A 25149-nucleotide genomic window follows, 5' to 3' on the forward strand; every position below is an offset into this window, starting at 1 on the left:
CAGTTCAAGTGAGTGAAGAGTGCCCGAGCTGGAGAGTCTCCAGAACGGCCGACAGACGCTGCATCACAGTCTTCACCTTGAGCTCAAGCGTTGTGTCGAGGCTGCCGCGGTTAAGTGCGCTTTCCAGTTCGATGCAGGCCTGGGCCAGGCTGAGCGCCTGCACTGCGCCCAGAGCGCCGGCGATCGAGTGCAGCAATTGGCCGAGGCCATGAGCATCACGCTGGACCAGGGCCGCGCCGATGCGCTGCATATCCTGCTGCACGCTGCTGATGAACAGCGGGCGCATCTTGTCCGACAGTTGCACGCGATCGTCGAATACTTGGGCGTCAGGCTCAACCGGCGACTTGACTTTGCACAGTTTGATCAACTGATCGCGCAGGGTTTGCAGGCTCAAGGGCTTGACGATCCAGGCGTTCATGCCCACTGCCAGGCAACGTACGCCTTCCTCGCGCATTGCATTGGCGGTCACGCCGATAATCGGCAAGTGTGGATCATGCTCACGCAAGGTTCTGGCCAGTTCATAGCCATTCATCAACGGCATGTTCACGTCGGTCAGCACCAGGTCGAAGGCCTTCGGTTGCCATAACTGCAACGCCTGTTCACCGTTGGCGGCCAGGCTCACCGAGCAACCGAGCGCCTCCAGCTGTTCCTTGATAATCGCCTGGTTGACCGGGTTGTCCTCGGCCACCAGGATGCGCAGCTCTAGCCGCCCGGCGCTTTGTGGCCGGGTCGCTGTGGGTTGCTCGTGCCTGCCGTGCTGCGCCAGTGATACGGTGGCGGCGATGGTGCGTATGTCGTGCATATCCACCACCCAGCCTTGGGCTGTGTGCAGCGGCGGGCTGTGTGCACCGGGCAGGCAGAGCACACGTTGGCCGGGCCATGGCTTAGGGGGATCGCCGGGTAACAGTTCTACCAGTACCGCGTGGTGACTGTCTTTGTCCTGGGTGGTCGCGGCCAGGGCGGCGGTGATTCCCAAGCGGTTGAGCCAGTCACTCATTGCCTGCGCCAGTTCGCGTACCGGTGCCTGCACATACACCGGCGTCGAGCTGGGCTCGATCAGCGGCAGGTTGGTCAGTGCACCACAACACAGTGGCAAGCGCATTTTCAGGGTAAAGCTGCTGCCCAGCCCGGGCTCGCTGACCACGCGGATTTCGCCGTCCATCATCTGCGCCAGCCACCGGCAAATCGGCAGGCCAAGCCCGGTGCCGCCTTCGCTGGCGGTGTCCGGTGCCTGGTAGAACAGATCGAAGAGCTTGGCCTGCTGCGCCTCGGCAATGCCAACGCCGGAATCGGTGACTTGCCATTCCAGGTCGACATTATTGGCGTCGCTGCCCACCACCCTGGCACGAATCACCACGCACCCAAAGTCGGTGAACTTGATGGCGTTGCTCACCAGGTTATTGAGGACCTGGCGGATGCGCATCGGATCGCCCATCAGGCAGTTCGGCAACTGCGGGTCGATGCAACTGTAAAGCTGCAACCCCTTGCGCCGGGCGAAGGCGGCGTAGGTGTGCAAGGTATCTTCGAGCATGTCCAGCGGGCAGAAATCCACGGCTTCTATCGCCATTTGCCCAGACTCGATCTTCGAGACATCCAACACATCACTGATCAGTTGGAACAGTGTGGCGGACGAACGCTGGATGGTGTGCAGGTACGTTTTCTGGTGCGGGTCGAGGTCGGTCAGGCCGAGCAATTCGAGGGTGCCGAGCACGCCATAAAGCGGCGTGCGGATCTCATGGCTCATGGTTGCCAGGAACAGCGTCTTGGCCTCGCTGGCCGCATCGGCGGCATGACGTGCCTCTTCCAGGGCCTGGGCGTCTTCGATGTGCCGGGTGATATCGTTGAATGCATACAGGCGTACGTCTTGAGCCTGATAGCGGGTCGACACAAAGCCGATCTGCAGGTGCCGGCCTTCGATCTCCAAGTGCGTCTCACCGCTCTCGGCGCCATCGTGCTTACCGGCCATTGCCTCCACCAGGCGTGAGGTGCCCGGCCATTGCTGGGCGCGCTGGTTCTCGATCAATACCCTGCCATCGCTGCGTAGCACAACGCATAACCCAGTGGGTGCGGTGTCGATTATCACGCGGCTGAACGCCACGCTTTCGGCGATGCGTTCGTGGGCCAGTTGTGCTGGGGTGATCACCTGGCGTCGATACCATCGGCTGCCAGCCCAACCCAGTGTAATCAGGCTGAACAGCACCAACGCCATGGTGCTCAACGGCCACAATGCGGAGTGAAAGAAGTGCGAGTAGTTCAGGCCATAGACCGCGCTCCAGGGCTGGTCGCCGGCCTCGGTGACCTTGAATTCAAAGCCGTCGGCCGTGAAATGCACACCATCGCTGAGCTGCGCCTGGTTGGCTGGCCCAATCAACCGGTTACCGTCAGGGCCAATCAGGGTAAAGCGATCAAACGCCGAGTGATTCAGCGCGCGCTGTACATCGTCGACCTGCGACACGTCGAGCAGGGTGCCGATCACGGCCTGGCCCTGGGCGTCGAGTGGCAGGCCGATGTAGGCCAGCAAATGTTCGGGTTCGGGGCCGGCCTGCCAATACACCCGATTCTGCTCCAGTGGCTGCGGCGCCTGTGCAAGGATTTGCTGCACGGCGTTGACCCGGGCCACCGGGTTGTCGGTATCCTCGGGGCTTTCCCGGTGCTGATAGCCCACGGACGGAATGGTGATGGCGTAGTCGGCCTGGCGATTGAGCAGGAAGGTTTGCGGCGCCTCGTACGGCGAGGAGGACCAGAAGGCGCTGTAGTAGCTGGTCAAGTGCGCACCCAGGGCAAAAATCGGCGGCCTCGCGGCGGTGCTGATCTGCTGTTCATCGAACTTGACGCTGAAGGGCACCGAAAACGAATACTTCTGGCCTTCGTACAGCGTGCGACGGTTGTCGACCATGCGGCTTTTGAGGCTGACCTGCACGTTGGTGGCGTGCAGCAGTTCGGCCTGGATGCCGGGGTGTGTCAGGCTCTTGAGGTAGGTTTGCTGTTCTGCGAGGTTTTCCATCAGCCGCGCAAAGTGAAAGCGCATCGCGCTGTAGCGAATTTCGACGCCCCGGTGCAGAGACCAGTAATTGGTCAGCATCAGCAGCAACGCGATTCCCATCAACACCATCAAGCCTTTGTTCAGGCGCAATGAGCTGCGGGTAAAGGCTTCGAGAATCGCGTTATTGTGCTTCATCAGGGGTTTCCGCAGGCGCAGGATAAATCGGCACTGGATGGAGCTTACTCCTTATGATCGTGGCCGCCAGCTAGTGAGATGTCGCGGGGCCATCATTGTTCAGTAGCTGCTGAAATTGGTCCGAAGACACTGCGTGAGAGATCAGGAACCCCTGCACCTGATTGCAGTCGATTTTGCGCAGCAGCGCCAATTGCTGCGGGGTCTCCACGCCCTCGGCAACCACCGTCAGACCCAACTTGCGGCCCAGCGCGATAATGCTCGCCAATGCCTGGGCGATGCCTTCGTTGTCGTGGCTGCCCTGCACCAGCGCCTGGTCGATCTTCAGTTCGGTAAATGGCGTGGACACCAGATTGAGGTAGGAGCTGTAGCCCTTGCCGAAATCATCCTGGGACAAACCGAACCCCTTGATCCGCAATCGGCAGGCGCCGGCGTAGAAATTGCTGATGTCCTGCGGCACCGAACATTCCATCAACTCGAAGCAGATCATTCCCGGGATACCATCGTGGTGCAGCACGAACTCCAGCAAACGGTCTGCCAGGTCATGGCTGTTGAGCAAGTGGGTCGGCAGGTTGATCGACACTGGAATTTCATAGCCGCGCTGGCGCCAGTGTTCCTGGGCGTGGATCGCTTGCTTGAGCACCAGCCACAACAGCCGCTCCTCCAGTTCGAACGCCTTGATTGCCGGCAGGAACGCGGCAGGCAGCATCACGCCTTGTTCGGGGTGCATCCAGCGCACCAGGGCTTCGGCAGCGACGATACGGCCATTGGCCAGGGATTTTTTCGGCTGGAACCAGGCCTGGAACTGGCCGCTGCTCATGGCCTGCACCAGCGTGTGACGGTCGATGTCCATGTGCTCGGGCAGTTCGGGGGTAGGCGTGCGCACCCTGTTCCTGAGTTGGTTGACCAGGGTGCGCAAGGCCTCGGCGTTCACGGGCTTGGAAATCAGGCCAAGCACTTCCACATCGAGGTTTTTCGCCACCAGGCTGGCCGCCATCAGCATGCGCCTCGACGCCGCACTCATGATTGCCAGCGCCGGCTTGCAGCGCAGGCTGGCCAGGCACTGGATAAACTGCACGCCGTCCATGCCGGGCATCAGCAGGTCGGTCAGTACCAGGTCGAAGTCCCGCTGGCGCAGGCGCTCCAGCGCTTCTTTGCCATCCTCGGCGGTTTCGAGCAGGAAGTCTCCCAACTCGCTGAGCAAGTTCTGCAGGTAGATATGCTGCAGGGGATGGTCCTCGACAATCAGAATACTAAGGGGCTTCATGGGTGATCCGTGCATAAGGCGCCAGGGAGTTGAATAGAGCCCGCAACGCAAAGGGTTTGACCAGGCAATGGTTCATGCCGGCGGCCAGGCACAGGTCGGCCTCGCCGCGCATGGCGTTGGCGGTGGCCCCGATAATCGGCAACGTGCAGCCCTGGCGCCGCAGTTCACGCGCCAGTTCATAGCCGTTGATATGGGGCATGTTCACATCCGTCAACACCACGTCGAAGTTGCCGGCGGTGTGGAGCTGCAACGCTTGCTGACCGTCGGCCGCCAGCTCCACGGTGCAGCCGAGTTCTTCCAGTTGATCACGCAAAATCAGCTGGTTGATGATGTTGTCCTCGGCCACCAGCAGGTGCAGGTTGAGTTTGTTCAGATCCCGCCGGTGCGTTTGCTCATCGGCACGGGCCACCCATAGCCCTTGCGCCTGGCTCACGGCCTGATGAATAGCCCCCAGGTGGTTGAGGTTGACGTGCCAGGCGCCGGCGTCGGCTTCTACGCCGGGGCAGGCGTTGCTGCTCACGTGAATCACCGGCCCGGGCCACTCGGGCACCAGCAACGGGTCGACACTGCCGGGGTGCACTTGCAACAGCAGATGTGTGTCCGCCAGCGTCGGCAAGCCGGCCTGGGCCCTCGCACCCCAACGGCGCAACCAGCCGGCGACGGCGTTTGCCAGTTCCGGGATCGGCGAGGCCACGTAAATGGTCTCGGCCAGCAACGGTGTCATCGGTGGAACAGATGCTTCTTCCAACGGCAGGATCAGGCTGAAACTGCTGCCCAGGCCGAGTTCGCTGACCATGCGGATATTGCCGTTCATCAACTCCGTCAGACGCTGGCAGATAGGCAGGCCCAGGCCGGTGCCGGCGACCACATTGGTATTGCCCTCACTCTGGTAAAACGGCTCGAAGATCATCGCCTGGTCTTCCTGGGCGATACCTTTGCCGGTGTCCGAGACTTGCCACAACAGACTGGAGCGTTCTCCGTCGCGGCCCAGCACCTTGACCCGCAGCACCACGCGCCCATAGTCGGTAAATTTCACCGCGTTGTTGAGCAGGTTATTGAGAATCTGGCGGATGCGCGTTACGTCGCCGATCAGACGTTCCGGCAGCTTGGGATCAAAGCAGGCATACAACTGCAGGCCCTTGGCGTGGGCCGCTGCGGCGTAGCCCTGGATGATTTCATGCACAAGGTCCAGCGCAGAGAACTCGCCCATCTCCAGTGCCAACTGCCCGGCCTCGATCTTCGATACGTCCAGCACATCGCAGATCAGTTGCAGCAAGGTCGACGATGAGCCTTCGATCGCCTGCAAGTAGTCCTTTTGTTGTGCATCCAGTTGCGTGCGAGCCAGTAGTTCCAGGGTGCCGAGCACGCCATACAGCGGTGTACGGATTTCATGGCTCATGGTCGCCAGGAACAGGGTTTTTGCCGCGTTGGCTGCGTCCGCCGATTGCCGCGCCTCTTCCAGCGCCGCCTCGACCTGCTTGCGCGCACTGATGTCACTGAAGGCGCAAAACAGCACGTCTTCGCCTTTGTAGCGGGTGGGTGCACTGCTCAGGTACAGGTGACGGCCATCGATGGTTTCAAAGTAGTCACTGCGCTCGGAAGGTCCGTTGGCAAAGGCTTGCTCGATCCAGCCGGCGCGCAGCGCCTCGCGCTCCGGCCCGTTACCCAGCCATTGCTGGGCCAGGGCGTTTTCCAGTACCACCTGGCCGTCGGTGCGGCGCAGCACGCAGAGGGCCACAGGAGCGGTCTGGATCACATCGCGGCCGAAGGCTTCGCTTTCGATCAGCGCCTGGATGCGATGGATCGACGGAATGATAAAACGCTGGTCGACGCGGCGCATCACCAGCCCGATCAGCGTCAGGCTGAACAGGCAGAGCAACAACGAACCGAGCAGCTGTTTCCACAGGCCAGTGACCACTGCACGCAGGTCGATGGAGTACATCAACTGCCACTCAGAGGACTTCAGGTGTTTGCGAATCACCAGGTGGTCGGGTAGCCAGCCGTTGCCGACAAAACCGAAAAAACTGTCTTCGCCGGGTCTCAGCTGTTGCTGGCTCAACTGTGTATCGGTGCTGTTGGTGAACACCAGCATGCCCTGGGAATTGAGCATCATGAACTCGCCGGCGCTCTGGTCGCTGAGTGTCGAGGAGACTTCACGGCTATCCATCTCCAGGCCGAGCCAGCCGGAGTCGGGGTCGCGTTCGTCCAGGCGGATGAAGATGTACAGGTGCGAGTGCTGTTCAGTCCTGTCGCTCAGCCAAAGTTCGTTAAGTGTGGCCGGGTCGGTGTGCTGCAGGGCCTTGAGGCGGTTGAGCATGCATTTGGAAATCGGCAATACCTGCGCGGTGGCGTCGTAAAGGCGCATCACTTGCGGGTTGGGGCCGGCGTTGACATAGAGTAGGTTCAGCTGTTTGGCCTTCAGGTAGTCGCGCATGCGTGCGGTCAGCCAGATGCTCCACTGGTTGCCCGATGTGTCGCCCAATTCCAGGTGCTGTTCTTCGGCCGAGGATGGATAGACCCTGGACTGCTTGCGCACTGCCGACAGGCTCAGGCTTTCGAGCAGGGCTTGGCGGTTGGTGAAAAAGGTATGGGCTTCGGCAATGGCGCTGCTCATGTAGCCGCGGCGCTGGGAGATGTCGTTGTTGAAGGTCGACAGCAAAAAGGTATAGACCCCGCTGAGGATGCCTACCAGCAGCACGCTCGCAAAAATACGAAGCAGCCTTCTGGCTGCTTCGGGTCGGGAGAGGACGGGGTTGATCTGGAGCAGATAACTTTTCAATCGCATCGGCGGACTTTACGTCTGGGCCTTTGCCGGTGGCATAAGACGATCCTTAAAAATCACCTACTTGTAGTACATATCCACCACCACGGCAGCATCGAACGCTCCTGGAATCGGTAGGGTGCGCCACTTGAGGTCGGCCCGGAATTCATCGTGGCTCTGGCCCAGGCCCATCAGTTCCTGCAGCGTGAACCAGTTATTGAAGGGCAGTTGCTGCTGGCTCTCGGCGCGAGATAGCGAGATGCCGACTGAGCTGTTGTTGTCCGGCACCAGCAGGCCATTGTTCACACTGCCGCCGCCCGGCGTGGTGGCGAAGCGTGCGCTGACGGTATAGGGCGTGTCGCAACCCTTGCGCAGGTTCAGGCTGAAGTTTGCGCTGCTGGCGACTTCACCGATCGAGGCTTTGCGCGAAGGTGTGGGGAAGTTGACCACGCTGGGGCTGATGGTCAGTTCGGGAGTGCAAGGCACGAAGCGGATATCGTTCATGCCAGTGACCACATAATTGAAGTTGCTGTTGGGGCGTGAGTTGAGCCCGCGCACGCCGTCCAGTTGGAACACGCGGTAAGAGGTCAGCGTGCTGGCCTGGCCGCTCGGTGGCGTGGGGTCGTACTTCTCGATGAACACGCTGAAATTGAGGGTGAAGCGCGCCTTGTCCCAGCCCACGCAGTTGGACAAATTGCAGCCTCGGTCGGAGAAAAAACCGGTACCGACCTTGCCGGTACTTTGGGTAATCGGTTGGTTGTTGTAGCGAATGCCCACGCGAATCCCGGTGCCGATACTCACGCTGGCGGGGTTGACGTAGAAATACACTTCCTCACGGCCGTGGAGGTAGTCGTCCTTGCAGATGACATTGGTCGAGCGCGGGCCTGATTCCCAAATGATAGTGCCGTTAGGTGCGTCGGCGGCGACCGCCAGCGCCGTACCCAGCGCTTCCTGGGTGATGATCGAGTTGGTGCCGTCCTCGCGGCAGGCCAGTGCGTGGCTGGTGGCGGGCAAGACCGCGCAGGCCAACACCAGAAGCGGTAAACAGCGTTTGGTCAGTGACATCGGTTCAAATACCCCGTGATTTATCAGTTGAGCGCCGTGCTGTGACGGGCTTGCAAACCGATATCGGTGATTTCGGTGAAGTGGAGAGTGGTGCCCTTGGGCACAGCGTCGAGCGCGGTCAGGGTTTTGCGTTCATGAGGCTTGAGCAGCAGGTAATCGCTGAGTGTCTGGCTGTCGGTTCGCAGGTTGACCAGCGATAGGTGGAAGGCGCTGGGGTTGTTGGCCGTCACCGTGCGCCCGTCGCTGCTCCATACCAACTGCTGCACCGCCTCGGCCGAGCCGCCCAGGAGTGCGGGAGGGCGATAGAACAGCTTGAGCCGCTGGCGGATCGCGAATTGCACGCTGTTGGGGTCTTCGACCTTGAGCGGGATTTCCATGATATTGAGCCAGAACAGCGATTCACGATCGCTGGGCAAGCCCTCACCGGCATACAGTATGCGCAGCTTGTGATGATCCCCGGCGCCCAGTTGTACCAATGGCTCGGTGGCGGCAAAGGGCACGGTACGGTCGGCTGATTCGTACTCGCCGGTGATCCAGGTTTGCACCACCACTTCCCGCGAGGCCTGGTTGACCACACTGATACCGGCGGCCTTGTCCTGGCCGAAATAGATCAGGCGGGTGCCTTCGATCTTCAGCGCCGCATTGGCAGGCGGGGGTGCAAGCACCAGCAGCCCGCAGGCCAGCAGTACCACTCTGAGTAGAAACATGAACACGGCAATTCCATGGTCGGGTGAGGGAACGCAGACCATGGTAGGGAGGGAGTGGCACGAAGGCTTTGAGGCGATTCTTAAAAGTACGGTGTGCCCCTGATTGCCGTTTCAGAATCGCCTTAAAGTCAGGGTTCACCCCTGACGGTTACTTTGCTCAGCGTTGAATGATCGACGCGGATGCCCAACTGTCAGGTTTACCCTATGTCCAATAAAGCGTTACGCCTTCTGATTGCCGATGCAGAGCTTTTGCAACGGATCAAGATCGAGAAAATGCTCAACCAGCTGGGCTATCACCGCATCGCCCCGTTGAGTTCGTTCGACGAGTTGCAGGCACTGACACGCTCGGGCGTTGTGGCGTTTGACCTGCTGATCATCAACACTGCGCTGGTGCACTCGCGGCAGGTCAACCTGCTCAAGTACTGCCATGACAACCCGTTGATCCGCCACACGCTGATCTATGACGGGCAATGTGCGCAGCGCTCTGTGGTGTCGGTCTCGGTTAGCCAGACCCTGCACCTGTCATTGTCACAGTCGCCCGACTTCACCTCCCTACGACGCTGCATGGAAATTGTCGATCCGGCACACAGTTCTCCGATCGCTGAGTGGCCCATGCTGCACGCCGTGGACGGCCGAGCGTCCCAGCCTTCGATTAGCCCGCGGGCGGTCTATCAAGGCGACCCGACGGTGGTGGCATGTGCCGTGGGGTTGTTTCCCAAGCGCTGATCGTATCGTGCAGCATCAGTCACGCCAGACGGGCAGATCATCTTGGTCCAGTGCCCAATGAGGTTGCCGTGGCCGCAGGCACACACCACCGACCCAGCGCTCATGGCTGGCGTGGTCCAGCCAGCAGGCATTGCCGTCCAGTACCTGCTGCGCCAGTGGCGTCAGCGCCAATACGCGGCGCGGCCACTCCATGTTCGTTTCGGTCTCGATCAGCAGCGGCGCCGTCCCATCAATCAATGGGCGCAGCAGCGCGTGAAACATCATATCGCCCAGGAAAGGCAGTGGCTCGCGCTTGGCCATCAACTCGGCAAACACCCGACCGAAAGGCACAGGCCCGACCTCAGTAATATATTTCAAGGACAAACGTTCAGTCAGTGACAACCCGTCCTCGAGACCCGGCAACTCCTGTAACTGACGCCGTAACGCCGGCGCCAGAAAGGGCAGGGCAGGGTGATTGCCATGGGCCAGTTCCGCGAGCTTGAGCGGTGAGCTGTCGCAGTAAGCCGACCAGGCCCGTTTGGCCAACTGCACTGCGTCGTCGTCGATCAAGCGCCGCTGCGGCCAGAGCCAGGCCAGCACATCGGGGGCCAATTGGCCTATGCCGATAAATCGCTCGACGCCGGGAATTCGGTCTGCCTCAATCAGCTCCAGCTTGCGCGGCGCCTGCTCAAGGCCAGCCAGGGCGCGGACCAGGAACAATTGATCGTAGGCGTCCGCCTCGCACCACAGCACACTGTGATCGGCGTTGTTCAAGGCTTGTAGTTGGTTGTATTCATCGTTGATGCGATGCGCAACTTCAGTGGAGTCAAGGGCAAAGGCCTGACTGATAAAGGTACTGCGCATCGCTCGGAACGCTTCGCTGGGTAGTTCACGCACTGGCCCCATGCACAACGGGTCAGTGAGCATCCGGAACTGTCCCTTGAACCCGGCCACTTGCAGGCTGTGGGCAATATCATTACCACACCGCCAATGAGTGGTGCGGGATTCATCGCTGGCATCGAAACCAGGGTGGCGGGCGGCAAAGTCGAGGGCGTCGACGTGGGCCTTGAGCTTGGGCCAACTGGCGAAGCCCAGCTGTTTGGCTACCTGCCATTGAGCCTGGGACAAGGTTGCGCTGGGGTCTAGGCTTTTCAGCTGCGACAACAGTTCCTTGGCGCGCTTGCGCTGCTGCTCAAGGTTGAGGCGGCCATGGGTAGTGGAGGCTAAAGGGCGTTGCGACATACGAGCTCCTTGCACAAACCTTTTCCGCTTCAAGGTTGGGAGTCGTAGAAATGAGGTGGAGCTGGGATGTCTTGGGCGCAGCCCTTTCCGCGGAAGGTGGCGTAGAGAGCGCCAGACGGGAAATATAGGCAGCATTGCCGTTCGGTGCAACCCTGAAAATGTGGGCATTGCCCCAGTGCCACTCAGTCAAGCGCAGTCCCTGTGTGGCAGCGGGCTTGCTCGCGAAAGTGGTAGGTCAGTCGCTGCATCTGTTACTGCACCACCGCTTTCGCAGGCAAGCCAGCTCCCACATTGGATCTTCGTTGCTTTGAGCATTGCGTTCGCTTAATTCATCGGCATTGGAGCGGGTGCTGTTTTACTTGTCCTGGCGCGCATCCAGGGTTTTTTGATGCTCGGCCAGGAAGGGTTGCTCCGCTGGATCAAAACGATCAATCCCGGCAGTGAAGCGGTGCCAGTAGGGGTACAACGGCTGACGGCGAGTGACGGCTTCGATGCGCGCCGACTGCTCTTCGGTGAGTTTCAGCTCGGTGGCCGCCAGGTTATCGCGCAGGTGTGCTTCCGTACGGGCGCCGATAATCAGCGAGGTGATCCCCGGGCGATCCTTGAGCCAGGCCAGGCAGGTGCGGGCGACCGAGACGCCGTGTTCATCACCGACGGCGGCGAGGGTCTCGATAATGTCCAGCGCACGCTCCTGGTCGTGGACGTAGGGTTCCGGCCAACCGCTGCCCTGGCGGGTATTGGCGGGCGGCTTGTGCCCGCGTCGGGTCGTGCCGGTCAGCAAGCCTTCGCCCATCGCGCCCCATACCAAAGTGCCGACCTTCTGGTCCAGGGCCAACGGCAGCAACTCGTACTCGGCCTCGCGGGATTCCGGGGTGTAGTAGATCTGCTGGGTAATTGGCTTGAGCATGCCGTGCAGTTCAGCCTTGCCCAGGGTTTTCATCATCTGCCAGGCGGTGAAGTTGCTGGTGCCGAAGTAGCGGATTTTGCCCGAGCCGACCAACAGGCGCAGGGCTTCCAGGGTCTCTTCGATTGGCGTCATGCCGTCCCAGTTGTGCAGTTGGTACAAGTCGATGTGGTCGGTGCCCAAGCGCTTGAGGCTGGCTTCGCAGGCGCGGATCAAGTGGTAGCGCGACGAGCCGGAGTTGTTGGGGTTGTCGTCTACCGGGCTGCGGCCCTTGGTGGCCAGCAGAATGTCGTTGCGCTTGTCGCCCAGCGCCTTGCCCACCACTTCTTCGGCCAGGCCGTGGGAATAGAGGTCGGCGGTGTCGACCATGTTCACCCCGGCGTCGAACGCCATATCGAACATGCGCTTGGCCAGGGGCACGTCCACCGCACCGCATTTTTCAAACTCTGCGCGACCGCCAAAGGGCACGGTGCCCAGGATGATTTCCGATACCAGCAGGCCGGAATGACCCAGTTGTCGGTACTGCATGTTGCCTCCTACTTAACGTTGCACGTGAAGGTGTGAACGACGGGGGCGGCGATAGTTTGAATTTTTTCATGAAATCCTCGCGCCAGGCTTGGCTGCGACGTGCACGAGGGATTGTTTCGCTGGATGAAATGCTGGATTGTGAATCCTGGTCATTCCGCCAGACATGGCAGTGGTAGAACATCCCTGGCGTCGATACCCACTCATTTGGAGCCTGTCATGACCCAGCCTGCGATCAAACTCTATGGTTTCCCCCTGTCCGGCCATTCCCACCGGGTCGAACTGATGTTGTCCCTGCTGGGGCTGGCGAGTGAATTTATCCTGGTGGACCTCAAGCAAGGTGCGCATAAAACGCCTGAGTTCCTCACCACCCTGAACAGCTTTGGCCAGGTGCCGGTGATTGATGACGGCGGCACGGTACTGGCCGACTCCAATGCGATCCTGATTTATCTGGCCAGCACCTATGGCCGCGGCGAATGGCTGCCGAGCGACCCTGTCGGGCAAGCCCGGGTGCAGCGTTGGCTCTCGGCCGCCGCCGGCCCACTCCATGCCGGGCCTGCCACGGCGCGCTTGGCCACGGTGTTTGGCGCCGAGGTGGACACTGTCAGTGCAATCAACCGTGCCCATGCCTTGCTGAGCGTGATGGAACAGCAACTGAACCAGAGCCGTTTCCTCGCCAGTGAGCAGCCCAGCATTGCCGATATCGCTTTCTACACCTACGTGGCCCATGCGCCGGAAGGCAATGTGTCCCTGGCCGACTACCCTGAGGTACGCGCCTGGCTCGCCAGCATCGAAGCACTGCCGGGTTTTGTGGGCATGCCGCGCACGGCTGTCGGTTTGCAATCGAGTTGAAGCCCAACACCTGTGGCGAGGGAGCTTGCTCCCGCTGGGCTGCGCAGCAGCCCCAACAAGGCTGCCGTATTTATTCAGCCAAACCGCGCTGGCAGCTTTCAGGGCCGCTGCGCGCCCCAGCGGGAGCAAGCTCCCTCGCCACAGGGGGACACATAATCAGAAGGCGTAAAGATGGATCGATTTCATGAAATGCAGGTGTTCCTGGCCGTGGCCGAGGAGGAGGGCTTCGCTGCTGCCGCCCGGCGCCTGAACACGTCGCCGCCCAGCGTGACCCGCGCCATTGCCGCGATGGAACAACGCATCGGCACGCAGTTGCTGGCGCGCACCACCCGCAGCCTGCACTTGACCGAAGCCGGCCAGCGTTACCTGGACGATTGCCGACGCATCCTTGCCGAGCTGGACGAAGCCGAGGAAGCGGCGGCGGGCAGCTACTCCATCCCGGGCGGCCAGTTGACGGTGACCGCACCGGTACTGTTTGGCGAGCTGTATGTGGCGCCGGTACTGGGGGATTATCTGGACCGTTTTCCGTTGGTGAGTATCAACGCCTTGCTGGTCGATAGGGTGGTCAATATGACCGACGAAGGTGTGGACGTGGCGGTGCGTATCGGCCACCTGCAGCAATCCTTGCAGCAAGCGATCAAGGTCGGCGAAGTACGCCGGGTGGTGTGCGCATCGCCGGCTTATCTTGACCAACACGGGCGCCCCCAGCGCCCCGAGCAGTTGCGTGAGGCCAAGCTCGTCACCTCATCGTCCAGCCAACTGGTCAGTGAGTGGACATTCGTTGACGCCGGCCAGCCGCTGAAGGTACCCATCGAGCCACGCCTGGTTGTCACCGCCAACAATGCCGCGATCAACCTGGCCCGCCTGGGGTGGGGCATGACGCGGGTGCTGTCTTATCAAGTCGCGGCAGCGGTGGCGGCGGGGGAACTGGAACTGGTACTGGAGGATTTCGAACCGGCGCCGCTGCCGATCCACGTGGTGTTCCAGCAAAACGGCCGAGTACCGGCCAAGGTCAATACGTTTGTGGATTTCCTCAGCCATCGCCTCGGGCAGGACCCGGCCCTGAACGCCGCGACCAAGCAGCGTGCCTGATGGAGCGTTATCGCGATATGCAGCTGTTTGCCGCGCTGGCCGGGCAACCCAGCCTGGCGTCGGCGGCACGCCATGCGCAGGTTTCCGGCCCGACCCTGGTACGTGCAGTTGCGCGCCTGGAGGCACGCCTGCGCGTGGTGTTGCTGCAACGTAGTACACGCGGTGTCAACCTGACCGATGCAGGCCAGGCTTACCTTGCCGACTGCTTGCGCCTGCTGGCAGCGGTGGACGCGGCCGAGGCCTCGGCCAACGGTTTGCATGTGCAGGCCCAGGGCGACCTGCGGATATTTCTGCCGTTACTGTTCAGCCGCTATGTCATGGCGCCGCTGTTGGCCGGTTATGCGGATCGCTACCCAGCGGTGCGTGTCATCGCGCATTACCACGACTATTTCCCTAACCTGCACGTAGAAGGGCTGGACGTGGCGGTGCTGGTCGGCGAATTGCCCAACTCGTCGCTGATTGCGCGGCAAGTCGGGCAGGTGGGCACTGTCCTTTGCGCCAGCCCCGCTTACTTGGCGATCCGGGGCGAGCCCCGGCATCCGGCTGAACTCAAGCAGCATCATCTGATTGCCAGCGCCGACCCGGTGCACTGGGATTTCCCGCATTACACCCTCAAGGCTCGCGCCCGGCTGCGTTGCGCCACTGTCCAAGGCGCGATCAATGCAGCGGTGCAGGGGGCGGGCGTGATTCGAGCCTTGAGTTACCCGCTGCACGAACACCTGGCGAGCGGCCAGTTGCAGCGCCTGTTGCCTACCTTCGAGTTGCCGCCGCAGCCGGTGCATGTGGTCTACCGCGAAGGCCGTCATGCGTCGATGCGCGTGCGCAGCTTTGTCGACTACTGCGTCAGCGCGTTGCGCGAGCATCCGGCGTTTCAGTTGGCGTAATAGTGGATTGCCCAGGGTGGGCATTCTCTCTGTCACGGCATGGGCGCAGCATCTTCAGTATCTAACCGGAGGTGAGCGCCATGTACTCGATTGAACCATCCCCTTGGCATGTCGGCGAACGACACATGCAGGAAAGTGCCGGCGTTTCTGAACGCATGGCCATGATCGGGCCCAAGGTCATTCGTGATCATTTGCCTGAGCAGCACCGCGATTTTTATCCGCTGCTGCCGTACTTGATCGCGGGTGTGGTGGACGAACAAGGCATCCCCTGGGCAACGATGCTGGAAGGCGCTCCAGGGTTTGCGCATTCACCGGACCCACACACGCTGCAGATCGACAGCCTGCCCGCCAAAAGCGATCCCGCCTGGGCTGGGATAGCGGATGGCGCGGCGATCGGCCTGCTGGGCATCGACCTCAACACCCGCCGCCGCAATCGCATGAATGGCCGGATCGGATCGCTTGAGGATGAGGGCTTTGCGGTGGACGTAGTGCACACCTTCGGCAATTGCCCCAAATACATCCAACTGCGGCCCGTCGCTGGCATTGCACGCAAACCCGGCAACCTGGCCGAGCGCAGCCGCCGCCTGGACGATGCGGCTCAAGCGCTGATCCGCCAAGCCGACACCTTCTTCGTCGCCAGCTACGTCGACCAGCACGGCGAACGCTCGGTGGACGTTTCCCATCGCGGCGGCAACACGGGGTTTGTGCGGGTGGAAGGCAACGTACTGACCATCCCGGATTTTGCCGGCAACCTGTTCTTCAACACCCTCGGCAACCTGCACGCCAACCCGGTGGCGGGGTTGTTGTTTGTTGATTTTGAGACCGGTGACGTGCTGCAAGTGGCCGGGCGTACTTCGTTGATCCTGAGCGGGCCGCAAGTGGCTGAGTTCGAAGGCGCGCAGCGCCTGTGGACGGTAACGGTGGAACATGTGGTCCGCCGCCCGGCAGCATTGGCGTTGCGGTGGCAATTCGCGGAGTTTTCGCCGCACAGCCTGGCGATGGGTACTTGGTAGCCTGGCGCACTCTCCCAGGCGCAGCCTATCCAGTGTGGGAGCTGTCGAGCCCCAGCGAGGCTGCGATGGCGGCGGCACGGTCAACATATTCATTGCCTGACCCACCGCTATCGCGGCCTCGCTAAAGCTCGACGGCTCCCACAGGGGAATGTCATTGTCCGCTGGGTTTGCGCGTTTTCATCAGGCCCCCGGGCATTCCCGGTTCAGCGCTTCCCCCATGAAATGTTGCTGGATGTTGAACCGTCAGCGTGGGCAGAGTCTCTAGGTTAGCCTTGTCTTCCTACTGACAAACAAGGATTGGTCATGCAACGAAAGGTCATTAATCCCACGACGGTATTCAACTCCCTGCAATACGGTTTCAGCCAGGCCATGGAAGTGCCAGAGGGTCGGCGGATCATGCTGTCCGGGCAGGTGGGGGTTGATGCTCAAGAGCGTACGGTGGGCCCACGTATTGCCGAGCAGACGGCCACGGCGTTGGACAATGTCGAAAAGGTGCTGACCGAGGTGGGAGGCGACCTGTCTCATGTGATCATGCTGCGGCTGTATATCGTCGAATCTGCCCGGGATCAGCAGGAGCCGATTGTCGAGGCGCTGCGCCAGCGCTTCGCGCACAACCCGCCGCCGTCTTCGTGGATTATCGTCAGTGGGTTGTCGTTGCCTGAGTGGTTGATCGAGGTTGAGGCGGAGGCGGTGGTTCCATTCAGTTAGGGCTTTTGCAGGAGCGAGCTTGCGAAAAAACCATAGCCGCCGCACTTATTCAGGATGCACGCGTTATCGTTGACGTTTTTCGCGAGCAGGCTCGCTCCTACAGCCATTCAATACCGAATCATCACCGACTTAAGCTCGGTGTAATCCTCAATAAACGCACCACCAAACTCCCGGCCTAACCCCGAAGACCGGCTGCCGCCAAACGGCACCGCCGGGTCGAGCAGGGTGTGCATGTTCACCCACAAGGTGCCTGCCTTGATCGCCGGGATCATGCGCAGGGCCTTGCCCAGGTCGTTGGTCCACAGGCTGGCACTCAACCCGTAGGGCCCGTGGTTCATCAGCGCCAGCAGTTCGTCTTCGTCGTCGTAGGGCAGGAAGGTGGCGATGGGGCCGAAGGTTTCTTCGTTGAGCAGGGTGTCGTGCAGGTGGTTGGCCAGGATCACGGTGGGTTCGACGTAGCAGCCGGGACGGTCGATGAGGTGGCCGCCGTGGATGATCGTGTTGTTTTCGGTGCGGGCCTGGTTGAAGTAGCCGAGCAGTTTTTGTTGGTGTTGCTGGTGGGTCACCGGGCCGAATTCGGTGTGTTCATCCAGGGGCGAGCCGATGATCAGGCGGCTGAGACGCGCCTTGAGTTTTTCCAGCACGGCGTCGATTTGCGAGCGGTGCACGAAGAAACGTTCGGCCGCTGCGCAGATTTGCCCCGAGTGCAGGAAGCCCGCTTCGATAATGCCATCCACCGCTTTGTCTACATCCATGTCGTGCAGGAAGCCGGCGGCGTTCTTGCCACCCAGTTCCAGGGTCGCGCGGGTCAGCCCGGCGCCCATGGCACTGCGGCCTACTGCAATACCGGTGGGTACTGAGCCGGTGAAGGACACCTTGTGCGTGCCGGGATGTTCCACCAGCCCCTTGCCGACATGGCCGCCGCCGGTCAGCACGTTGAGCACCCCCGCCGGCAAGCCGGCGTCGATGGCCAGTTCGGCGATGCGCAGCAGGGTCAGCGGCGTGAATTCGCTGGGCTTGATGATGATGCTGCAGCCGGTCACCAGCGCCGAGGCCAGCTTCCAGATGGCGATCATGGTCGAGAAATTCCACGGCACAATGCCTACCACCACGCCCACCGGTTCGCGCAAGGTGAAGGCGGTGTAACGCTCGCCATTGAACGAAGGCAGGGAGGGCGTGAGGGTCTGGCCGCTGAGCTTGGTGGCCCAGCCTGCGTAGTAGCGCAGGAAGTGCGCGGCCTGGTCGACCTCAAAGGCGCGGGAAATCTGGATGATCTTGCCCGACTGGCAGGTTTCGATCTGCGCCAGTTCTTCGCGGTGCTGTTCCAGCAGGTCGGCCAATTTAAGCAGCACGTTGCCGCGGATGGCGGGCGCAGCCTGGGACCACAGCTGAAAACCACGGTTGGCAGAAGCGACCGCAGCGTCGATATCCGCCAGGTCAGCATCGGCCACGTCGGCGATCACCTGGCCGGTGGCGGGGTTGGTCACGCTCAGGCGTGCGTCGGTGTGGCTGTGCACACTGGCGCCGTCGATAAACAGCCCATGGCGGCGACGCAAAAAGGCTTCCACTTGAGGCAGCAACGGGATATCGCTCATGGCAGGTTCCTGGCAGTTCACAAAGAAACCCCGAGGTTAACCAACGCACTGATAAGCGGCTTGACTGTGCCTGCCAGCTTTTATGCCTGTGCCTGCCGTGCTTGTGAAAAGTACAAGCTTGCCTGCCGAACGTGCATTTCCCGCCTGCACGACCCGTTTGATACTGGCCCTGCATCCCGCGCCGTTCCACGATTCGGAGCGCCTGCCGGACTTCCAATAATAAGCAGGGCCGTCCATGAAAAAGCCAAACCCGCTCCTCGAAGACCTCAAGCCTCTTCTGCCTGCCATTGCCGCGAACGCCAGCCGTGCCGAACAGCTGCGCCAAGTGCCGGATGAGAATATCGCGCTGCTCAAAAGCATCGGCCTGCACCGCGCCTTCCAGCCCAAGGCATTCGGTGGCCTGGAACTGTCGCTGCCCGAATTCGCCGACTGCATCGCCTTGCTCGCCGGCAGTTGCGCCAGCACCGCCTGGGCCATGAGTTTGTTGTGTACCCATAGCCATCAACTGGCGCTGTTCTCGGCGCAGTTGCAGGAGGAGATCTGGGGCGCCAACCCGGATGCCACGGCCAGCAGCAGTATTGCGCCGTTCGGTCGGGTGACCGAGGGCGAGGGCGGCGTGTACTTCAGTGGTGAGATGGGCTGGAGCAGCGGCTGTGACCATGGCGAGTGGGCGATTGTCGGCTGCCGTCGCCAGAATGCCGAAGGTACCCAGGATTACTGCTTTGCCGTGCTGCCGCGCAGTGACTATCAGATCCGCGATGACTGGTTCGCGGCCGGCATGAAAGGCAGCGGCACCAAGACCCTGATCATCGACAACGCCTGGGTGCCTGAGCACCGGATCCAGAAGGCCAAGGACATGATGGAAGGCAAGTCCGCAGGCTTTGGTCTCTACCCAGACAGCCAGATTTTCTACGCGCCGTACCGGCCGTATTTCGCCAGTGGTTTTTCCACCGTCAGCCTCGGCGTGGCCGAGCGCATGCTGGAGGTGTTCCGCGAAAAAACCAAAAACCGTGTGCGCGCCTATACCGGTGCCGCCGTCGGCGCAGCGACCCCGGCGCTGATGCGCCTGGCCGAGTCCACCCACCAGGTGGCCGCTGCTCGGGCGTTTTTGGAGAAAACCTGGCAAGACCACGCCGAACACAGCGCCGCCCACCGCTACCCAGCGCGAGAAACCCTGGCGTTCTGGCGCACCAACCAGGCCTACGCCACCAAGATGTGCATCGAAGCGGTAGACCGGCTGTTCGCCGCCGCCGGTGGCAATGCCTGGTTCGAACACAACGAAATGCAGCGCCTGTTCCGCGATGCCCACATGACCGGCGCGCATGCCTACACCGACTATGACGTGTGCGCGCAGATCCTTGGCCGTGAGCTGATGGGCCTGGAACCCGACCCGAGCATGGTGTAGCTGCGTTTTCCCTACAACAATCAGGGCGGCCCATAGAGGCCACCCGGGAGTCTTGCATGTCCGACGTATTCGACCCACGAGCCTTTCGTCGTGCCTTGGGCAATTTTGCCACTGGCGTGACCGTGGTCACCGCCGCCACCGCCTCCGGGCGCAAGGTGGGCGTGACGGCCAACAGTTTCAACTCGGTATCCCTCGACCCGCCGCTGGTGCTGTGGAGCATTGACAAGCGCTCCAACAGCCATGCCGTGTTCGAGGAGGCCAGCCACTTTGCCGTGAATGTCTTGGCGGCGGACCAGGTGCACCTGTCGAACAATTTTGCCCGCCCCCGTGAAGACCGCTTCGCCCTGATCGAGTACGAGCCGGGGGAGGGTGGCTCGCCGGTATTCGCCGATTGCTCGGCGCGTTTTCACTGCGAGAAATACCAGCAGGTGGACGGCGGCGACCATTGGATCATGATCGGCAAGGTGGTGGCCTTCGATGATTTTGGCCGTGCGCCGCTGCTCTATCATCAGGGCGCCTATGCCGAGGTCCGGGCGCTGCCTCCCTGCGCGCCCGAAGCAGTTTAGAACGGCACGGCGACCACCAGTTGGCTGTAGACATTGGTGCCGTTGCCGCCGACCTGATTGCCACCGGTATCGGCTGATTTATCGGGTTTGTACAGGCCCAGCAGCGGCGTGATGATCAGGTGCTCGTTGACGGCCCATTCGGCATACAGGTCCAGTTCGCGGCCATCCAGGTTCAATTGGCCGTGGGTACTGACGGTGTTGTAGTCGAAGAACAGCGCCCCCAGTGTGACGTTCTCCAGTGGTTTGACCTTGAGCGCCACGTGCTGCACGGCGGTATTACTGTTGAAGGGGCCGGAATAGTTGCCCGCCACTTCGCCCTGCACCCAGGTGCCGTAGCCACGGTTGAAGCCTGAGAACATGCCGTCCCAGTTCTTCGAATAACGGGCGTAGCGGTAGGTCAGGTCCGGGGACCACGGCAGGTTGGCGAAGGTGTAGCCGGCTTCGGCGTAACCGGCATTTTCCTGGCCATCGCGACGGCTTTGGCGCGCCAGTTCGAAGGCGAAGTGCGCGTTGTCGATACCGGCATTGCCGGTGCCGCGCAGGCTGTAGAGGTTCATGCCTTTGCGCTGGCGCTGCAGGTCGGTGGCGAAGCGCTCATCCACATCGATGCCGTGAATATAGGTCAGCCCCAGGGTGCCCGGCGCGGCACTGTATTCCAGGGTGCCGGCGGCCATTTCAGTGAGGGCCTGGGCACGGTTGTCGGACTTGATCCACATCAGGCTGCCGTGCACACCGTCCTTGCCGCCCAGGCGAATCACCGCCGTCTTATCGAAGGCATGGCGTGCGGCGATGTAGTAGGCGCCGCCGCGATTGAACTCGCCGTCGCCGACGCCATTGCCCAGGTTGGGGCCGTCGTCGTTAAGGATAAAACCGTCGCCGAGCATGATGATCTGGCGACCGAACGACAGGTCCAGGCCGTCCTTGCCCAGCGCCGGTAACAACTCGCCAGACCGCCAGCCGGCGAAGGCTTCGTCAAACTTGGTGGTGCGCTCGGTGCCGTTGGTCAATCCGGCCGCATCGCCGTCGCCCCAGGTACCGGAACTCACCAGGTTGGCCGTGCCATACACACCGCCCAGGTTGCCCAGGCGCTGTTCGACGCTCAGACCGTACTTGATGAACGCCTCACGCCAAGTGGCGCCGCCGCTGCGCCCATCGTAGTTCTTCGGGCTGTTGAACATACCGTACACGGCGAGGAAGTTGCCGGTGACCTGGGTGTCGGCGTCCGCATACAACTCGATGGCCTGCGCCTGGCCCACCAACAGTGCCACGCCCAGGCCGACCGTCTGGCGCAGGCAGCGGTTTTTCAGTGTGTGCTCCATTGTTATTGCCCCCATCTTGGTTAAGAGTGAGGGCGCATTAGGGCGAGCGGTGTGAGGCCAAGTCTTTTCCCTGCGTGCCAGGCAATTGACTCTGGCCGCCAGGCAGCAGGCCTTGGCAGGCAGCAACAAAACCGGCGGCAGACAGGGGCAAGACGATCAACGGGAGTGGGGCGCAGAGTGCCGACACATTAAAAAATCCGCTTCGAGGACCCCTCCATGTCGATCAACGACCGACTCACCGCACACCTCAACCGGGGTACGGTAGGTTTTCCCACTGCGTTGGCCAGCACCATCGGCCTGATCATGGCCAGCCCCGTGATTCTCACCGCCACCATGGGCTTTGGCATCGGTGGCAGCGCGTTTGCCCTGGCGATGCTGATCGCCGTGGTGATGATGCTGGCCCAGGCGACGACTTTCGCCGAGGCCGCCTCGATGCTGCCCACCACCGGCTCGGTGTACGACTACATCAACTGCGGCATGGGCCGGTTCTTTGCGATCACCGGGACCTTGTCGGCCTACCTGATCGTGCATGTGTTCGCCGGCACCGCCGAAACCATCCTCGCCGGCGTCATGGCCCTGGTGAACTTCGAACACCTCAACACCCTGGCAGAGTCGGCCGGCGGCTCGTGGTTGCTGGGCGTCGGTTTCGTACTGGTGTTCGGCGTGCTGAACGCCTTTGGCGTCAGCGCATTTGGCCGCGCCGAGATCATCCTGACCTTCGGCATGTGGACCACCCTGATGGTGTTCGGCGTACTGGGCCTGATCGCCGCGCCAGCGGTGCAATTGGAGGGCTGGTTCGGTGAGTCGCTGGTAGGCACTGACCTGGTCACCGTGCTGTCGCTGGTGGGCATGGCGATGTTCATGTTCGTGGGTTGCGAGTTCGTCACCCCGCTGGCGCCGGACCTGCGCCAATCGGCCAAGGTGATGCCACGGGCGATGATGCTCGGGCTGATGGGCGTGGCGACGTGCATGTTCATCTATGGCGCGGCGATGAAGCGCCAGGTGGAAAACGTCGTGCTCGACGCCGCGTCCGGCGTGCACCTGCTGGACACACCCATGGCCATCCCCCGATTTGCCGAACAGGTAATGGGGCAGATCGGCCCGTTGTGGCTGGGTATTGGCTTTCTGTTCGCTGGCGCTGCGACCATCAATACCCTGATGGCCGGCGTGCCGCGCATCCTCTACGGCATGGCGGTGGATGGCGCCTTGCCCAAGGTGTTCACCTACCTGCACCCGCGTTTCAAGACGCCGCTGTTGTGCATCCTGGTGGCCATGTTGATTCCGTGCCTGCATGCGCTGTACCTGGGAGGCAACACCGACAACATCATGCACCTGGTGCTGGCGGCGGTGTGCGCGTGGAGTTTCGCTTACCTGTTGGTGACGCTGTCGGTGGTGATCCTGCGCATTCGGCGTCCGGACTTGCCTCGGGCCTATCGCTCGCCGTGGTTCCCGCTGCCGCAGATCGTCTCCAGCATCGGCATCCTGCTGGGCATGTGGTTTATCACTCCGCCAGGCATGAACCCTGCTGACATCTACGTGCCGTTTGGCGTGATGCTCGGCGTGACGGCCACCTATGCGCTGTTCTGGACCCTGGTGGTGCAGAAGGTCAACCCCTTCAAGCCCGCCTGCGTGGAAGAGGTGTTGGCCAAGGAATTCAATCACGAACCGGGGCACACCCATGAGGGTTATAGCGACCTTGCGGCAAAAACTGTTTGAGCTGTTTCGTGCTGACCGCGCACCCCGCGGGTATCGGCCGGGGGTGACCCTGGCCCACCTGCGGCGTGACCTGGGCCTGGCAAGCCTTGAAGTGGGCGGTGTGGCCTTCGAGATTGTCGAGCGCACCGAGTCTCAGTTGTTGATGCACTTGGTGCTGACCGAATGTGTCCTGCGCGTTCCTGCTGCAGCGGGTGGCGCTGGCAACTTCGAGGTGCACCATGGCGGCGCGATCCGGCGCCGCGGTATTCATGTGCGGCGCCGCGCTGGCAACCAGGCACTGGGCCGTGAGTTGCAGGCGCGTTTGCAGGCTGACAGCGTGTTGTTCCACGCGTTGATGCCGCTGGATTTCAAGCGCCTGCGCATCGAGCTGCAAGACCAGCAATGGTGCGTGCGCCTGGAGCATATGGGCGGCAGCGAAGTGGTCAACCGCATGCCGGCGTTCCGGCGCTACATTGGGTTGAGCACCGAGCAACGCGGGTATCTCTTGGTCGTACTGGCCGGATTGCGGCGGGTATTGTCGGACCTCTGATTGGCACCATTAGTGCTTCTGCAAAGGGCAAACAGGTTGTTGTTGCGTGCATATAGATAACATGTTAACTATTGCGCCAGAACAACAAGAATAACGCCACTGCGGAGACACCCCATGAGCATCCCACAGCATGCACCCGACGGGCTCGACAGCTGGAACCGCGAACTGCGCGACGCGTGCGGCCACTTCGATACCGAACTGGCTTTCAACCGTTCGCTGTTTATCGGCGAGATCCATAACCTGCCGCGTGGCCTGGCCATCCTGCGCACCAATGCCGGGCTGATCAAGCGCCCGACGCACCACGCCGACCATGACAACGACCAGGAATGTTTTCTGGTCAGCCAGCGCAGCGGCTATTCGCAAATCACCCAAAATGAGCAGACCGTGCAACTGGCGCCTGGCGAGATGCTGTTGATGGACTCGGTGGGCTCCATCGAAATCACCCCCTTCGGCCTGATCGAACACGCCTCGCTGTCCCTGTCGCGCAACGCGGTATGCAAGCACCTGGGCGGTCAGGCACGGGCCTTCGGCAAGATCTCCTCGACCAAGGCCTGTGGGCGCATGCTGCATGTGCTGATGGACCAACTGTGCAAGGACGATACCGACGATGACGCCACGCAAGTGGAGGCGCTGCAAGCGGCCTTCGTCTCGCTGTTGGGTTCGGCGTTGGAGCAGGGCGACGAGTGCCGCGAGGGCGTTGCTGCGTTGCACGGCAATAACCTGCGCAGCTATGTGCAAAAAGTCATTGATGAGTCGCTGAGCCAGCCAGGCCTGAGCCCGATCGGCCTGGCCAACCGCCTGAATATCTCGGTGCGGCACCTGTACCGTCTGTTTGAAGAACAGGATGACAGCGTCTGCCGCTATATCCAGCGCGCACGGCTCAAGCGCAGTGCGGACGACTTGACCAACCCCTTCCTGCGCAGCGAGTCGATCACCTCGATTGCCTACAAGTGGGGTTTTACCGACTCGGCGCATTTCAGCCGCTCGTTCAAGAAGCAGTTCGAAGTATCGCCCAAGGATTTTCGTTCCAGCCGGTTGCAGGCGGTGCAAGCGTGATCGTTCCCACGCTCCGCGTGGGAACGCCGCCCCGGACGCTCCGCGTCCCGCTCCAAGTCGTGA

The 25149-nt window shown here is 61.6% G+C and carries 19 protein-coding genes and 1 pseudogene; 11 read left to right on the top strand and 9 right to left on the bottom strand.

All coding sequences use genetic code 11. The features are described 5' to 3' along the window. Nucleotides 1-4: 4 nt before the first annotated feature. From ACTJLA_RS12995 to ACTJLA_RS13015, 5 genes are all read right to left on the bottom strand, one after another. On the bottom strand, nucleotides 5-3178 hold the full coding sequence (locus ACTJLA_RS12995; RefSeq protein ID WP_314550435.1) for a hybrid sensor histidine kinase/response regulator: 3174 nt from the start codon (nucleotides 3176-3178) through the stop codon (nucleotides 5-7). 70 nt (nucleotides 3179-3248) lie between these two features. After that, complete coding sequence (locus ACTJLA_RS13000) at nucleotides 3249-4442, bottom strand: EAL domain-containing response regulator (protein WP_003192443.1); 1194 nt, start codon at nucleotides 4440-4442, stop codon at nucleotides 3249-3251. Continuing rightward, nucleotides 4429-7227, bottom strand: coding sequence for an ATP-binding protein (locus tag ACTJLA_RS13005; RefSeq protein WP_054898362.1), 2799 nt, complete (start codon nucleotides 7225-7227; stop codon nucleotides 4429-4431). The genes ACTJLA_RS13000 and ACTJLA_RS13005 overlap by 14 nt, the downstream gene beginning before the upstream one ends. 57 nt (nucleotides 7228-7284) lie before the next feature. Then, complete coding sequence (locus ACTJLA_RS13010) at nucleotides 7285-8268, bottom strand: fimbrial protein (RefSeq protein ID WP_054898363.1); 984 nt, start codon at nucleotides 8266-8268, stop codon at nucleotides 7285-7287. Between the two features lie 23 nt (nucleotides 8269-8291). Then, nucleotides 8292-8981 (bottom strand): fimbrial biogenesis chaperone, encoded by a 690-nt coding sequence (locus tag ACTJLA_RS13015; protein ID WP_440841384.1) that lies wholly within the window; start codon nucleotides 8979-8981, stop codon nucleotides 8292-8294. A 198-nt stretch (nucleotides 8982-9179) separates the two neighbouring features. Here ACTJLA_RS13015 and ACTJLA_RS13020 point away from each other — a divergent pair, with 198 nt between their 5' ends. Beyond that, a complete protein-coding gene (locus ACTJLA_RS13020) occupies nucleotides 9180-9701 on the top strand; it encodes a hypothetical protein (protein WP_014719098.1) in 522 nt (173 codons plus the stop codon). 15 nt (nucleotides 9702-9716) lie between these two features. Here ACTJLA_RS13020 and ACTJLA_RS13025 read toward each other — a convergent pair whose 3' ends face one another. Together ACTJLA_RS13025 and ACTJLA_RS13030 are read right to left on the bottom strand one after the other, a co-directional pair. Then, a complete protein-coding gene (locus tag ACTJLA_RS13025; protein WP_054898364.1) occupies nucleotides 9717-10922 on the bottom strand; it encodes a DUF1835 domain-containing protein in 1206 nt (401 codons plus the stop codon). Between the two features lie 355 nt (nucleotides 10923-11277). Continuing rightward, nucleotides 11278-12354: an aldo/keto reductase gene (locus tag ACTJLA_RS13030; RefSeq protein WP_314550425.1), complete on the bottom strand. Its 1077-nt coding sequence runs from the start codon at nucleotides 12352-12354 to the stop codon at nucleotides 11278-11280. Nucleotides 12355-12570: 216 nt separating this feature from the next. On the opposite strand from ACTJLA_RS13030, the gene ACTJLA_RS13035 reads away from it, so the two are divergent. The 5 genes from ACTJLA_RS13035 to ACTJLA_RS13055 all read left to right on the top strand — a co-directional run bounded on the left by ACTJLA_RS13035 (nucleotide 12571) and on the right by ACTJLA_RS13055 (nucleotide 16900). After that, a complete protein-coding gene (locus ACTJLA_RS13035) occupies nucleotides 12571-13203 on the top strand; it encodes a glutathione S-transferase family protein (protein WP_034128205.1) in 633 nt (210 codons plus the stop codon). 171 nt (nucleotides 13204-13374) lie between these two features. Continuing rightward, nucleotides 13375-14295 carry a LysR family transcriptional regulator gene (locus tag ACTJLA_RS13040; RefSeq protein WP_197883720.1) on the top strand — a complete coding sequence of 307 codons (921 nt, stop codon included), beginning with the start codon at nucleotides 13375-13377 and terminating at the stop codon, nucleotides 14293-14295. Then, entirely contained in the window at nucleotides 14295-15179 is an 885-nt protein-coding gene (locus ACTJLA_RS13045; protein ID WP_314550422.1) for a LysR family transcriptional regulator, read from the top strand. Before ACTJLA_RS13040 ends, ACTJLA_RS13045 begins: the two co-directional genes overlap by 1 nt. Nucleotides 15180-15259: 80 nt before the next feature. After that, nucleotides 15260-16192 carry a pyridoxamine 5'-phosphate oxidase family protein gene (locus tag ACTJLA_RS13050; RefSeq protein WP_054917510.1) on the top strand — a complete coding sequence of 311 codons (933 nt, stop codon included), beginning with the start codon at nucleotides 15260-15262 and terminating at the stop codon, nucleotides 16190-16192. 303 nt (nucleotides 16193-16495) lie between these two features. Continuing rightward, nucleotides 16496-16900, top strand: a complete 405-nt coding sequence (locus tag ACTJLA_RS13055; RefSeq protein ID WP_440841387.1) for a RidA family protein — start codon at nucleotides 16496-16498, stop codon at nucleotides 16898-16900. A 107-nt stretch (nucleotides 16901-17007) separates the two neighbouring features. Here ACTJLA_RS13055 and ACTJLA_RS13060 read toward each other — a convergent pair whose 3' ends face one another. After that, complete coding sequence (locus ACTJLA_RS13060) at nucleotides 17008-18495, bottom strand: aldehyde dehydrogenase family protein (RefSeq protein ID WP_054917509.1); 1488 nt, start codon at nucleotides 18493-18495, stop codon at nucleotides 17008-17010. Between the two features lie 235 nt (nucleotides 18496-18730). Between ACTJLA_RS13060 and ACTJLA_RS13065 the strand changes: the two genes are divergently transcribed. Beyond that, nucleotides 18731-19900, top strand: a complete 1170-nt coding sequence (locus ACTJLA_RS13065; RefSeq protein ID WP_032901980.1) for a p-hydroxyphenylacetate 3-hydroxylase oxygenase component — start codon at nucleotides 18731-18733, stop codon at nucleotides 19898-19900. Between the two features lie 56 nt (nucleotides 19901-19956). Next, a pseudogene (locus ACTJLA_RS13070) lies at nucleotides 19957-20430 on the top strand (flavin reductase family protein); the annotation flags it as partial. A gap of 32 nt (nucleotides 20431-20462) precedes the next feature. Here the strand turns inward: ACTJLA_RS13070 and ACTJLA_RS13075 are convergent. After that, on the bottom strand, nucleotides 20463-21785 hold the full coding sequence (locus tag ACTJLA_RS13075) for a hypothetical protein (RefSeq protein WP_294164703.1): 1323 nt from the start codon (nucleotides 21783-21785) through the stop codon (nucleotides 20463-20465). A gap of 216 nt (nucleotides 21786-22001) precedes the next feature. Here ACTJLA_RS13075 and ACTJLA_RS13080 point away from each other — a divergent pair, with 216 nt between their 5' ends. The 3 genes from ACTJLA_RS13080 (at nucleotide 22002) to feaR (ending at nucleotide 25086) form a co-directional block, all read left to right on the top strand. Continuing rightward, complete coding sequence (locus tag ACTJLA_RS13080) at nucleotides 22002-23501, top strand: APC family permease (protein ID WP_054897404.1); 1500 nt, start codon at nucleotides 22002-22004, stop codon at nucleotides 23499-23501. Then, on the top strand, nucleotides 23464-24030 hold the full coding sequence (locus ACTJLA_RS13085) for a DUF3156 family protein (RefSeq protein ID WP_054917505.1): 567 nt from the start codon (nucleotides 23464-23466) through the stop codon (nucleotides 24028-24030). Before ACTJLA_RS13080 ends, ACTJLA_RS13085 begins: the two co-directional genes overlap by 38 nt. Before the next feature lie 114 nt (nucleotides 24031-24144). Beyond that, on the top strand, nucleotides 24145-25086 hold the full coding sequence (feaR, locus tag ACTJLA_RS13090; RefSeq protein WP_054897406.1) for a transcriptional regulator FeaR: 942 nt from the start codon (nucleotides 24145-24147) through the stop codon (nucleotides 25084-25086). Nucleotides 25087-25149 lie beyond the last annotated feature (63 nt).

This window comes from Pseudomonas sp. 22072 (assembly GCF_052046095.1).
In the GTDB taxonomy this organism is placed as follows: Bacteria; Pseudomonadota; Gammaproteobacteria; order Pseudomonadales; family Pseudomonadaceae; genus Aquipseudomonas; species Aquipseudomonas paracarnis.